Here is a 12,393-nt window from a genome sequence, read left to right on the forward strand (position 1 = left end):
GAACGACGCGGTCGCCGCGCTCGCTGCAGCGGATGAGCGGTCGCTCGGCCAGGATGGATGTTACCCATCGTCACACGGGGGTAACGTCAGCCCTTCACTGCTGGCGGAACAGGCCGATCAGATGGTCGGCAATGGCGCCCTTGATGGCGTTGAGGCTGAGCAGGGAGTGTGCGCTGAGGCGGGCGGGGTTGATCCGGTGCAGGTGCAGCGAGGGCATGCGCGCTTCGTACTCGCGCAGGTCGCCCTTGACCAGGATCGGCAGGAACACGTCGTCGTGAGCCTGGTAACGCTGGATCAGCAGTTTCAACCCTTCCTGGAACGGCAATTCCTTCGACGCCACCAGGCGGTGCTCGCCGGGAATCTTCAGGTAGAGCCCGCGATAGCCCATGGTCTCGCCCGGCAGGATATGGATCCCGGTGGGCTCCACCGCGGCCAGCGGGATATCGTGGAAGGTGTCGTGCCAGGCCTGCTCGCTGGGCAGGATGGTGATGCCGCCATGGTCGCTCTCGGGAATCACGAAGCTGTAGTTGCTGTAGAGCTTCTCGACATAGGCCGAGTAGATGCACAGGCGGTTCTCGAAACGTTTGAGGAAGGCGATCGCCTCGCTGCGGTTGGTGATGGCATCCAGGTCCCAGGCAAGGTCACCCTGGTTCTGCAGTTCGGCCCAGCGGGCCTCGGCGTAGGCGGCGTCGTTCAAGAGTCGGCATTCATTTGGAATAGACAGGCCAGGGGACTTCAGCAGAAAGCGTGCCAGCCCCTGGAAGCCCCATTCCCCGGACCAGGCGGGGCAGGAAAGTCCTTACGCAGTCATAAACTGCCGCTTTTCGACACCTCAGTGATAGCCAGATGCCATCCACCGATACCGGGCCCGTACCTGCGCCGCAGACGTGTCGACGGCCTGCATCGCACTCATCGGCGGCGTCTGCGTCGCCCGTGCCTTTGCAGTACAATCGGCGCTTTTTCCACGGACCGGCCCTCCCGATGATCGACCCCCGACGCGTACTGCGTGCGCTTGCCGAACACTGGGCCCTGCTCGAGCCTCTCTGCGAGCGCTTCGATGCCGGCACCCTGAGCCTGGCGGAACTGCGCAGCCAGTTGAACACCCAGTTACCGGAAAGCAACCCGGCGGAAATCACCGCCCTGCTCGACCAGTGGATCCGCCTGGATATCCTGGTCCCGGTGGCCAAGAGCCCCAACCGTTTCGAGCTGAACGCGCAGATCCACGACTTCCTCGCCTACCTGCGCCACGAGCATCGCCTTGGTCTGTGCCTGGAGATCGAGGCCTACCTGCGCCATCTGGAGCGCCTCGCCGGGTACATCCAGGACGCCTTCGAGACTCGCGACAGCCAGGACCTGGCGCGCCAGCTGCGACTGCTCGACATGCGCGTGCGCGATGTACTGAAGAAGCTCGGCAATGACGAGCAGGCACTGATCGGCGTGGCCGAGCGGGCCAAGACCAGCGACCGGCAGATTCCCCTGGCGCAGCGCTACGCGGAGGTCCTGGCGACCTGGGACGAGTACGTCGAGCCGATGATCCAGCTGGTCAGCGCCGACGGCGCCTTCGAACAGGGCGTGCGGCGGGTCGAACAGGTCCTGCTGCGCCTGCTCGGCGAACAGCAGCGCCTCGGCCACCTGGTCGACGACGACCTGGTGCTGCGCACCCACGCGCGCATCCTCGAGATGCAGACCAACGCCCAGCTGACCCTGCGCCGCGCCCGCGAATTATTGCTGCCGCTGCGCGAGGAAGCGCGCCGGCACAACGCGGTGACCCGTGGCGCCGCCCTGGCGCTGGCGGCGATCCGGCGCAAGGGCCTGGACGCCGTGCCGCAGGCGGCGATGCCGCTGTTCACCCGGCCGCAGAGCACCTTCCTCGGCACCGCCTCGCAGGTCGAGAGCTACGTCTTCGCCCTCGCCCGCTTCGAGCCGAAGCCGGCGCAGTTCCCCAAGTCCAGCGGCACGCGCAAGAGCAACGGGACGGCGCGACCACCGCGGACCGCGCGGGAAATGATCGAGCGCTGCCAGGCGGCGCTGCCGCTGCCGGACCTCATGCAATGGCTGCTGGCCCAGGAACCGGACGGCGCCACCGACGAGTTGCTCTACTGGTTCTCCCGGCTGTCGCGCGACGCGCGCTTCCAGCGCGAACGCCTGCAACGCCGCGAGTACGAAACCACCGAACATTGCGTCAGCCTCTGCTCCTTCGCCCTGAACCCCGCCGCCAAGGACAAGGGCCAGGCCAGGGACGCAGACACCCTTTCCGCGAGCGAAACCCATGCATCTTGATCTCTCCGAACTGACCCAGCTCGCGCCGATCTTCCGCGAGCTGTTCAAGGGCTACCACATCAGCCACCGCGACCCCGAGCTGTACACCCAGCTGTCCTCGCACCAGGACCAGTACCGCGGCCTGTTCCGCGCCATGGGCTTCGAGCTGGTCTGCGACACCCGCGGCTTCTACTACTTCGTCCCGGAGCAGGTCGGCGCCCAGGTGAACAAGACCGCCCAACGCCTGGCGCTGTTCACCTTCATCCTCGTCGAGCACCTCGCCGACCAGGGCCGCGACCCGCTGTCCGTGCTGGACGGCGGCAGCATCGGCCGCGAAGAGCTGCCGCCGCTGCTGGAGAAATACCGCGACCTGTTCCTCCAGGCCGAGGTGCAGACCCAGGAAGAACTGGAAGAGAAGGTCATGCGCCGCCTGACCCAGCTCGGCTTCGCCTCCGAGGACAGCGGCGTGTACCGCTTCATGCCGCCGATGCACCGTTTCCTCGACGTCTGCCTGTCGGTGCAGCAGGACCGCAACCTGTCCGCCAGCCTGCACGCCGACCTGCCGTTGCAGACGCCGGTGCTGGTCGATGACGGCGAGATCGAACCGCTGATGGCCAGCGACGAAGAACTGGCCGAAGAGAGCGAGGAAGACGCCCTCGCCCGCGCCATCGCCGAAGAACACGCGCAACAGGAGGCTGACGCATGAGCCAGACCCGCTACGGCATCCGCCGCTTCGCCCTGCTCAATACCGCCGGCTACAGCCTGGGTATCTTCCCGCTGGAAAACCCGCTGTCGATCTACGGCGCCAACAACCTGGGCAAGAGCGCCTCGATCAACGCCCTGCAGTTCCCGATCCTTGCCCGCCTGTCGGACATGAGCTTCGGCAAGTACAGCATGGAGCAGTCGCGGCGCTTCTACTTCGCCTCGGACACCAGCTACATCCTCCTCGAACTGATGCTGCCCCACGGTCCGCACGTGATCGGCGTGGCCGGGCGCGGCCCGGGCGGCGGCTTCGGCCACCAGTTCTTCGCCTACGCCGGCGAGCTGAGCCTGGACCACTACCAGAAGAACGGTACCTGCCTGCGCCAGCGCGAGCTGTTCGCCAACCTCGAGCGCGAAGGCATCAAGGCCTACGAGGTGAAGCCGGAAGAGCTGCGCCGCCTGCTGGTCGGCGGGCACACGTCGATCCCGCTCGACCTGACCATGATCCCGCTGCGCTCCACCAGCGAGCAGAGCCTGAAGACCTTCCGCTCGCTGTTCATCAACCTGCTGCACATGCGCGAGATCACCGCGGCCAAGCTCAAGCAGCTGTTCCTCGACGCCTTCGAGCACAGCCTGCGCTCGGGTAACGTCGACTACATCGCCGCCTGCGAGGAGGCCTTCCGCGACGTGCGGCGGATGGAGCAGGACTACCAGGCGCTGGTCGCCGCCGGCCCGCTGGTGGAAGCCCTGGCCAACGGCGTGACCCAGCGCGACGTACTGCGCGGCAAGATGCACCGCCTTTCGCCGCTGCTCGACAGCCTGCTCGGCACCTGGCACGACTACGCCGGGGCGCGCCGCGAGGAACTGCTGATCCAGCACGAGCAATACCGCGCCGAGCAGGACGGCCTGCAGAACGAACAGCGCGGCGGCACCCAGGAGCTGATGCGTCTGGAGCGCGAGATCGCCGGCATCCAGCGCTGGCTCGGCGAGCTGTCGGTGCTCAAGACCCGCTTCGCCCTGGTCGACGACGCCAAGGTCCTCGAACAGCAGTTGCTCGCCGCCAAGGATGCCCACGACGAACTGGCCGGCGCCCTGGCCCATTCGCGGCAGTTCTCCAGCGAAGACCTGGAAGAGCGCCTGCGCGACCTGGAAAAACGCCTGAAGAACGTCCGCCAGCAGCTCGAACACGCCGACAACAACAGCTACGCACGCCTGCGCGAGGAGTTCAGCCAGCAGGACGTGGAACGCCTGATGCGTCTGTTCAACGGCGCGCTGTTCAGCCTGCCGCTGGGCGAGAACGGGGTGAACCTGGATGACGGCGACGTCTGGGTGAAGAGCGTCGAAGCCATCCTCGACCACTTCAAGGGCGAGCATTTCGAAGCCCCTGGCCTGAGCATCGACCTGTCGCACATCGAACCGCCGGCGTTGCAGGCCCTGGCCGACCGCGCCGCCCTGCGCGACCAGAAGGAGCGCCTGGAGAAGGAGCTGAAGCAGCTCAAGACCCAGCAGAGCGTCGCCGCCGACCGCGCCGCGAGCAAGGCCCAGGCGGAGAAGCTGTACCAGGACGTGCTGGATGCGCAGAAGGCCCTGGAAGACTTCCGCCGCACCCAGACGCTGACCGCCGAGGAGCCCGAGAAGCTCGCCGAACTGGCCCAGCTGGAGGCGTCCCAGGACGAACTCAAGCGCTCCAGCGACGCCTTCGCCGAGCGCGTCCAGCAGCTCTCCGCGCGCCTGCAACTGGTGGCCCGGCAACTGGGCGACCTGGAGGCCAAGGAGCGCACCCTGGAAGATGCCCTGCGCCGCCGCCAGCTACTGCCGGCCGACCTGCCCTTCGGCACGCCGTTCATGGAGCCGGTGGACGACTCGCTGGACAACCTGCTGCCGCTGCTCAACGACTACCAGGACACCTGGCAGGCGCTGCAGCGCATCGACGGTCAGATCGAGGCGCTGTACGCCCAGGTGCGCCTGAAGGGCGTCGCCAAGTTCGATAGCGAGGACGACACCGAGCGCCGCCTGAAGCTGTTGATCAACGCCTACGCGCATCGCCAGGACGAGGCCCTGACGCTGGCCAAGGCGCGCCGCGCGGCGGTCACCGACATCGCCCGGACCCTGCGCAACATCCGCAGCGACTACGACAACCTGGAACACCAGTTGGCCCTGTTCAACCGCGAGATCAACAAGCGCCAGGTGTCCAACCTGCAGAGCTTCCGCATCGTCCTCGCGCCGAACAAGGATGCGCTCAAGCACATCGACCAGATCATCCACAGCGCCGGCCAGTACGAGGAAGGCGAGAACCTCTCGGTGTTCGACCTGACCCAGAGCGCCGAGCAGGACGCGAAGAACGAGGAGGCCAAGGAATACCTGGCCCGCCTGGTCGCCGCCAACCACAACCAGTTGGGCCTGAAGGACCTGTTCGAACTGGCCTTCGAGATCACCAAGGTCAACGGCCAGCCGATCATGCACACCGACATCGACGGCGCCGCCTCCAACGGCACCACCATGACCATCAAGGCGCTGACCAACATGTACCTGTTGCTGCACCTGATGGACCGCGAGCAGGCCGGGCGCGTGCGCCTGCCCTACTACCTGGACGAGGCGGCGGACATCGACGAGCGCAACCAGGCCGCGCTGCTGGAGACCAGCCTGCAACTGGGCTTCGTGCCGATCCTGGCGAGCGTGAAGCCGCAGGTTTCCGCACACGTGGCGATCGACCTGGAAGGCGGTAGCGGCCCGAACGGCATCTATATCGACGAAGCCGACTGGAAATACATCCGTCGCCGGGATGCCGCCGCCAGCGGCGAAACCCGCGCAGCCAGCGAGCCGGAGGAAGCCGGCGAACCGGCGTGAAGCGTCTGCCACGGCCCTGCCTGACAGGGCCGTGGACTTTTCCGATAGGCCCGAAGCTCCCGCGAAGATATAATTGGTTACATTCGCATTTGTAACCCACGGGGAGAATCCATGCCTGCTCGACTTCTCAACCGTTTCCGCCACGCCGCCCTGGCGTGCCTGCTCGGTTCGCTTTCCCTCAATGCGGCGGCCGATCCCGTCACCCTTACCCTCTACAATGGCCAGCACGCCGCCACCGGTATCGCCATCGCCAAGGCCTTCCAGGACAAGACCGGCATCCAGGTGAAGATCCGCAAGGGCGGCGATGGCCAGCTCGCCAGCCAGATCACCGAGGAAGGCGCGCGCTCGCCGGCCGACGTGCTCTACACCGAGGAATCTCCACCGTTGATCCGCCTGGCCAGCGCCGGCCTGCTAGCCAAGCTGGAGCCAGAGACCCTGGCCCTGGTCGAGCCGGAGCACGCCGGCGGCAACGGCGACTGGATCGGCATCACCGCCCGCACCCGGGTACTGGCCTACAACCCGAAGAAGATCGACGAGAAGGATCTGCCGAAGAGCCTGATGGATCTTTCCGATCCGTCCTGGTCCGGCCGTTTCGGCTTCGTGCCCACCAGTGGCGCCTTCCTCGAACAGGTCGCCGCAGTGATCAAGCTCAAGGGCCAGGAGGAAGCCGAGGATTGGCTGACCGGCCTGAAGGCCTTCGGCTCGATCTACACCAACAACGTCACCGCCATGAAAGCCGTGGAGAACGGCGAGGTCGACATGGCGCTGATCAACAACTACTACTGGTACACCCTGAAGAAGGAAAAGGGCGAGTTGAACTCGCGCCTGCACTACTTCGGCAACCAGGACCCGGGCGCGCTGGTCACCGTCTCCGGCGCCGCAGTGCTCAAGTCCAGCAAGCACCCCAAGGAAGCCCAGCAGTTCGTCGCCTTCATGCTCAGCGAGGAAGGCCAGAAGGCGATCCTCAGCCAGTCCGCCGAGTACCCGATGCGCAAGGGGATGCAGGCCGATCCGGCGCTGAAGCCGTTCGCCGAACTGGACCCACCGAAACTGACCCCGGCCGACCTGGGTGAGGCCAGCGAGGCCCTCAGCCTCGAACGCGACGTTGGCCTGAATTGATCGGCGCCGCCTCCACGCCCGTGCGCCTGCGCACGGGCTCGCGCCGGCGAACGCCATTCTGGCTGTTCCTGCCGGTCCTGCTCCTCGCCCTGCTGGCCAGCCTGCCGCTGCTCTACGTCGCGGCCAAGGCCTGGGACGCCGGCTGGCACACCGCCTGGCAACTGCTCTGGCGCCCCTACGTATTCCGCTTGCTGGGCAACACCCTGTGGCTGATGTTCGGCGTGACCCTGCTCAGCGCCCTGCTCGGCCTGGCCCTGGCCTGGTGCGTGGAGCGCAGCGACCTGCCGGCACCGCGCTTCTGGAACGTGGTGCTGTGCCTGCCGTTCGCCATCCCCGCCTTCGTCAGCAGTTTCACCTGGGTTTCGCTGAGCCCGATGTACGAAGGCCTCGGCGGCGCCATCCTGGTCATGACCATGTCCAAGTATCCGCTGGTCTACCTGCCGGTAGCGGCGACCCTGCGCGGCATCGATCCTTCCCTGGAGGAGTCGGCGCGGATGCTCGGTCTGTCACGGCGCCAGGTGTTCCTGCGGGTCACCCTGCCGCTGCTGCGCCCGACCCTGGCCGCCACCGGGCTACTGGTGGCGCTGCACATGCTGGTGGAGTTCGGCGCGCTGTCGATCCTGCGCTACCAGACCTTCACCACAGCCATCTACCAGGAATTCGAACTGGAGTTCAGCAACGCCACCGCGGCGATGCTCTCCTCGGTACTCCTGGCGCTGTGCTTCCTGCTGCTCTGGCTGGAGTTGCGCCTGCGCGGCCGCAGCCGCCTGGTCCGCACCGGCCAGGGCAGCGCGCGGCGGGCCGAACGGGTCCGCCTGGGGTTCGGCAAGTGGCCGCTCCAGGCGCTGCTGGCGACGCTGGTGCTGGTCGGTACCGGTATCCCCCTGGTGATGCTCGGTTATTGGCTGTACGAAGGTTCCTCGGCCAGCTTCCCGCTGATGGAAATCACCTCGACCCTGCTTTCCTCCCTGTCGCTGGCCTTCGGCGGGGCCCTGCTCAGTTGCTTGCTGGCGCTGCCGGTAAGCATCCTGGTGGTGCGCTACCCCGGCGCCCTGGCGCGCTGGACCCAGCGCCTGCCGTACCTGCTGCAAGCGTTGCCGGGACTGGTGATCGCCCTCTCGCTGGTGTACTTCTCGCTGCACTACCTGCCAGCCACCTACCAGACCACCGGCTTGCTGCTGGTCGCCTATGCCCTGCTGTTCATGCCGCTGACCCAGGCACCGATCCGCGTGGCCCTGGAAAAGGCCTCGCCGCAGTTGGAGGAAGCCGCCCGCACCCTCGGCCAGACGCCCTTGATGGCCTTCCTGCGGATCACCCTGCCGATCATCTCGCCAGCCATCGGCGCCGGCTTCGTGCTGGTGTTCCTCGACACCATGAAGGAACTGACCGCCACCCTGGTGCTAGGCCCCACCGGGCTGTCGACCCTGGCCACCTCGGTCTGGGTGCACACCGCCAACCTGGAGTACGCTGCCGCCGCACCCTACGCCGCGCTGCTGATCCTGATCTCCGGCTTGCCGGTGTACCTGCTGACCACCCGGGCGCATCTCAGCACTCACTGACACCCACTCCCCACCAGCAGGCATGCGTGCATGAACGAAAACGCCGCTTACCCAGGTAAGCGGCGTTTCTTTTTGCCGGTCCGACAATCAGCGGCGGGCGGTTTCCTTCAGAGGAATCTTCGGCGCCCACTCCAACCATTCGTCATTGGCCGAATCGAACAGGGCGAAGGTCTGCCCCGGCTTGGCGGGCTCGCCCATCTGCGCATTGTTCGGGGTGGCAAAGGCAATGCCGCCCTCCATCAGCGCCTCCATCGACTCGGTGCGTAGCGACAGGCCCTTGAACAGGCTGGCGTCGACGCCGAAGCCGCTAGCATTCCAGAAACGGCTGCCGGTACGCACCAGCGGTACATAGCGCGGTTCGATGAGGATGCCGATCAGCACCCGGTCGGCCTGTTCGCCCAAGGCCAGGTCGACGACCTTGCCCACCGGGATCTGCCGGTAGGTCACCAGGTTGCCCGGCTTGATCGAGCCCTTGCGCGGCGCACTGAGGGTCAGCCGCAGGCCGTTTTCCCGACCCAGCAGGTTGGGCGCTTCGGCGAGAGTCTGGAAGCGTGCCTGGCGCTCGCCCGGCGTGCTCGACGGCAGCGCCTCGATGTAGGGGCCGCTGACCAGGGTTCCGAGGTTCTCGGTACGCAGCAGGCCGAGCGCCGGACGCACCACCCAGAAGCGGGTTCCGCTGCGGGCGACGCGCTCGCCGGCGGAAGTCAGGCGGGCCTTCATCAGTACCCCGGAGAGGTCCGGGTTCAGCTCGACGCTTTCGATCTTGCCGATGTCCAGGCCCTTGAAGCGGATCGGCGTGCCTTCGCGCAGGCCGTCGGCATTGTCGATGCTCAGCTGGATTTCCACGCCACGGGCCATCGCCGCCTCCTCGCTGTCGAAGAGGGTGAAGCGACGCACCTTGGTCACGGTCGGCGCCTTCGGATCGAGGGTGTCGAAGGAAATCCCGCCGGTGATCAGGGTCTGTAGCGACTCGCTCTTCACCTGCACGCCGCTGAGGTTGCCGGTCAGGGTGATCCCGCTGGAGTTCCAGAAGCGCGTCGAGGTATTCACCAGGTGCGCGTACTCCGGCTCGATGTGCACACCCACCACCACTCGCTGGCGGTCGCGCGATAGCTGGTAGCTCTGCACGCTGCCGACGCGGACCTGGCGGTAGAGGATCGGCGCGCCGATATCGATCGAGCCGAGCTTGTCGCTGGTCAGCACCAGGTGCAGGCCGGGCGCGTCGGTGTTCAGCGGCGGCGCTTTCGGGCGGATGGTGAACTCGCGACTCGGCGCGCCGCTCTTGGCGAAGCGCACGTCGATATAGTTACCTTTCACCAGGGCCTCGAGGCCGGTGATGCCGGCCAGGGAGATGCTTGGCTTGACGGTCCAGAATTCGGTGCCTTCCAGCAGCATGTCCTCGACCCGCGGATCCATCGCCAGGTCGGCAGTGGCGCTGCTGTAGTCCTTGCCCATGTCGATCGACTTGACCAGGCCGACCTGCACGCCGTTGAACATCACCGGGGTGCGGCCCGGATCGATACCACTGACGTCGTTCATCTTCAGCTTCACGCGCAGACCGGCCTGGGCCGCGTCGTAGTCGTCGTACAGGCGGAACGGCTTGCTCGGATCGGTCGGCGGGCTGTCGGTGCGGTTCTCCGGGGTGGAGAAGGCGATACCGCCGGCGACCAGGGTCAGCAGCGACTCGCTGTGCACCTTGAAGCCGGACAGGCCGCCGGAAATGGAGATGCCGCTGGCGTTCCAGAATCGCGTGTGCTTGCGCACCAGGTCGGCGTAGGCCGGCTCGATGTGCACCTTGATCTCGATGGTCCTCTGGTCATCGCCCAGCTGGAAGCTCTTCACCTGGCCGACCTGGATCTGCCGGTAGAACACCGGGCTGCCCTGCTCCAGGGAGCCCAGGCGATCGGCCTTGAGGGTCAGGTGCAGGCCGGGCAGCTTGTCGGAAAGGGGTGGCGGCTCCTTCAACGCGGTGAAGTAGCGCTCTTCCTTCTCGCCCTTCACCGGATCGACCGCGATGTAGACGCCGGAGACCAGGGTTTCCAGGCCGGTGACGCCAGCCAGGGAAACGCGCGGCTTGACCAGCCAGAAGCGGGTGTCCTTGCTCAGGTACTCCTGGGCTTCCTTCTTGATCTCGATGGTCGCGACCACGCCCTTGATGTCCTTGCTGACATGCAGGTCGGTCACCTTGCCCACCGAGATGCCCTTGTACAGCACCTCGGTCTTGTTGGCCTGGATCCCGTCGCCGCTCTCGAAGCGAACCTGGATGTCCACGCCGGCCTGGTCGAAGGCACGCCACGCCAGCCAGGCACCGATGGCCAGGGCCACCAGCGGCAGCACCCAGATCGCCGACCAGTTCGAGGTCTTGTGTTTCTTCGGACTTGGCAGATCACTCATTCTCGTCATCCAGATTGGTGTTGTCCCAGATCAGCCGGGGGTCGAACGTCACGGCGGCGAGCATGGTGAGCACCACCACGCTGGCGAAGGCGGCGGCGCCGAGGTTGGCCTCGATGCTCGCGAGGTTGCCGAAATTCACCAGCGCCACGAGGATGGCGATGACGAAGATATCGAGCATCGACCAGCGCCCGATCCATTCGATGAAGCGATACATCAGGATACGCTGGCGGGCCGACATCGGCTGGTGCCGCTGTACCGAATAGAGCAGCAGGGCGATGCCCACCAGCTTGAAAGTAGGAACCAGGATACTGGCGACGAACACCACCATGGCGATGGGGAACATGTCGGCATGCACCAGTTCGACCACGCCCTCCATGATGGTGGCGGGCATTCCGCTGCCGAAGAGGTTGACCGTCATGATCGGCAGCAGGTTGGCGGGTATGTAGAGGATCGCCGCGGTGATCAGCAACGCCCAGGTGCGCGTGAGGCTGTTTGGGCGCCGGGCGTGCAGAACCGCACCGCAGCGACTGCAACGCGGATGCTCGTCCCCGTCGGCGCGATTCAACTGGTGGCACTCGCCGCACACCAGAATTCCGGCATCAAGCGCGCGCATCGTCGTCCTCGCCGCCCAGCGCTTCCCATACCTGGTGCGGCGACATGGTGACCTCCAGCCAGACCTGGGTGAACAGCAGCGCCACGAAACAGGCCAGGCCGACGCCCAGGCTGAGGTCGGCCATGTCGATCAGCTTGACGATGGAAACCAGGATACCCATGAGGTAGACCTCGAGCATCCCCCACTCGCGCAGATGGTGATAGCCGCGGTAGAGCAGCATGCCGATGTGACGGGCGATGCCGAAACGCACGCTGATCATCACCAGCAACTGGCAGAGCAACTTGACCAACGGGATCACCATGCTGCACAGGAATACCAGGATGGCGACGCCCTGCATACCACTGTCGTAAAGACCGAGCACTCCCGTCCAGACCGTATCGCTGCGGGTCTGGCCGAGCAGGCTGAGATTCATGATCGGCAGGAAATTGGCTGGGATATAGAGGAAGAGCGCCGTCAGAACCAGCGCGAAGCAACGGCGTTTCCATTGATGGCGATGCGCGGCCAACTCGAAACCGCAGCGCGGACAATTGGCTTTCTCGCCCGGTCCCAGGGGTTCCCGGCGCATCAACAGGTCACACTCATGGCAAGCAACCAGTTCTTCCAGGGGAAGATCCTGCAGGCCACGGACATCGGTATCGGACATGAATGAGCTCGGCTGGATTTGTCGGCTATTGTAGACGAGCGCACAGTGCAAATCGCGTCTCCCATACCCTCGGAAGTACGCCGCCCGGCAGCTCTCGAAGTTTTTCGATTATCGTCCGCAGCGCTGCTGGCTTGCCACTTTTCCGCGCGCAAAAGCAAAACCCCTGGTCATCGCTGACCAGGGGTTTTGGGATAGGAGCTTGACGATGACCTACTCTCACATGGGGAGACCCCACACTACCATCGGCGATGCGTCGT

At 65.7% G+C, this 12,393-nt stretch carries 9 protein-coding genes; 5 read left to right on the forward strand and 4 right to left on the reverse strand.

The window, feature by feature from the left end; translation table 11 throughout:
- Window positions 1–94: 94 nt before the first annotated feature.
- Window positions 95–697 (reverse strand): hypothetical protein, encoded by a 603-nt coding sequence (locus AC4OR5_RS29810; RefSeq protein WP_003095035.1) that lies wholly within the window; start codon window positions 695–697, stop codon window positions 95–97.
- A 284-nt stretch (window positions 698–981) separates the two neighbouring features.
- Here AC4OR5_RS29810 and mksB point away from each other — a divergent pair, with 284 nt between their 5' ends.
- The 5 genes from mksB to AC4OR5_RS29835 all read left to right on the forward strand — a co-directional run bounded on the left by mksB (window position 982) and on the right by AC4OR5_RS29835 (window position 8,486).
- Window positions 982–2,280, forward strand: a complete 1,299-nt coding sequence (mksB, locus tag AC4OR5_RS29815) for an Mks condensin complex protein MksB (RefSeq protein ID WP_052156642.1) — start codon at window positions 982–984, stop codon at window positions 2,278–2,280.
- Complete coding sequence (gene mksE / locus AC4OR5_RS29820; protein WP_023126619.1) at window positions 2,270–2,965, forward strand: Mks condensin complex protein MksE; 696 nt, start codon at window positions 2,270–2,272, stop codon at window positions 2,963–2,965. Before mksB ends, mksE begins: the two co-directional genes overlap by 11 nt.
- The gene (mksF, locus tag AC4OR5_RS29825) at window positions 2,962–5,808 is read left to right on the forward strand and encodes an Mks condensin complex protein MksF (protein WP_003106141.1); all 2,847 of its coding nucleotides are present in this window, start codon (window positions 2,962–2,964) and stop codon (window positions 5,806–5,808) included. Before mksE ends, mksF begins: the two co-directional genes overlap by 4 nt.
- A 111-nt stretch (window positions 5,809–5,919) precedes the next feature.
- Window positions 5,920–6,927 carry an iron ABC transporter substrate-binding protein gene (locus AC4OR5_RS29830; protein ID WP_058160582.1) on the forward strand — a complete coding sequence of 336 codons (1,008 nt, stop codon included), beginning with the start codon at window positions 5,920–5,922 and terminating at the stop codon, window positions 6,925–6,927.
- A 20-nt stretch (window positions 6,928–6,947) separates the two neighbouring features.
- Window positions 6,948–8,486: an ABC transporter permease gene (locus AC4OR5_RS29835; protein WP_079992437.1), complete on the forward strand. Its 1,539-nt coding sequence runs from the start codon at window positions 6,948–6,950 to the stop codon at window positions 8,484–8,486.
- Window positions 8,487–8,573: 87 nt separating this feature from the next.
- Here the strand turns inward: AC4OR5_RS29835 and AC4OR5_RS29840 are convergent, their stop codons facing one another.
- From AC4OR5_RS29840 to AC4OR5_RS29850, 3 genes are read right to left on the reverse strand one after another with little or no spacing between them, the layout of a single operon-like run.
- Window positions 8,574–10,880: a PqiB family protein gene (locus tag AC4OR5_RS29840; RefSeq protein ID WP_024914530.1), complete on the reverse strand. Its 2,307-nt coding sequence runs from the start codon at window positions 10,878–10,880 to the stop codon at window positions 8,574–8,576.
- Window positions 10,873–11,493, reverse strand: a complete 621-nt coding sequence (locus tag AC4OR5_RS29845) for a paraquat-inducible protein A (RefSeq protein ID WP_003107436.1) — start codon at window positions 11,491–11,493, stop codon at window positions 10,873–10,875. Before AC4OR5_RS29845 ends, AC4OR5_RS29840 begins: the two co-directional genes overlap by 8 nt.
- Window positions 11,480–12,187, reverse strand: a complete 708-nt coding sequence (locus AC4OR5_RS29850) for a paraquat-inducible protein A (protein ID WP_011666770.1) — start codon at window positions 12,185–12,187, stop codon at window positions 11,480–11,482. The genes AC4OR5_RS29845 and AC4OR5_RS29850 overlap by 14 nt, the downstream gene beginning before the upstream one ends.
- Window positions 12,188–12,393 lie beyond the last annotated feature (206 nt).

The sequence above is a fragment of the Pseudomonas sp. YA1 genome, from assembly GCF_058680555.1.

Excerpts from the sequence above, each read along its gene's own strand:
- mksB (WP_052156642.1), top strand. The coding sequence starts at position 982 with ATGATCGACCCCCGACGCGTACTGCGTGCGCTTGCCGAACACTGGGCC.
- mksE (WP_023126619.1), top strand. The coding sequence starts at position 2,270 with ATGCATCTTGATCTCTCCGAACTGACCCAGCTCGCGCCGATCTTCCGC.
- mksF (WP_003106141.1), top strand. The coding sequence starts at position 2,962 with ATGAGCCAGACCCGCTACGGCATCCGCCGCTTCGCCCTGCTCAATACC.
- AC4OR5_RS29830 (WP_058160582.1), top strand. The coding sequence starts at position 5,920 with ATGCCTGCTCGACTTCTCAACCGTTTCCGCCACGCCGCCCTGGCGTGC.
- AC4OR5_RS29840 (WP_024914530.1), bottom strand. The coding sequence starts at position 10,880 with ATGAGTGATCTGCCAAGTCCGAAGAAACACAAGACCTCGAACTGGTCG.
- AC4OR5_RS29845 (WP_003107436.1), bottom strand. The coding sequence starts at position 11,493 with ATGCGCGCGCTTGATGCCGGAATTCTGGTGTGCGGCGAGTGCCACCAG.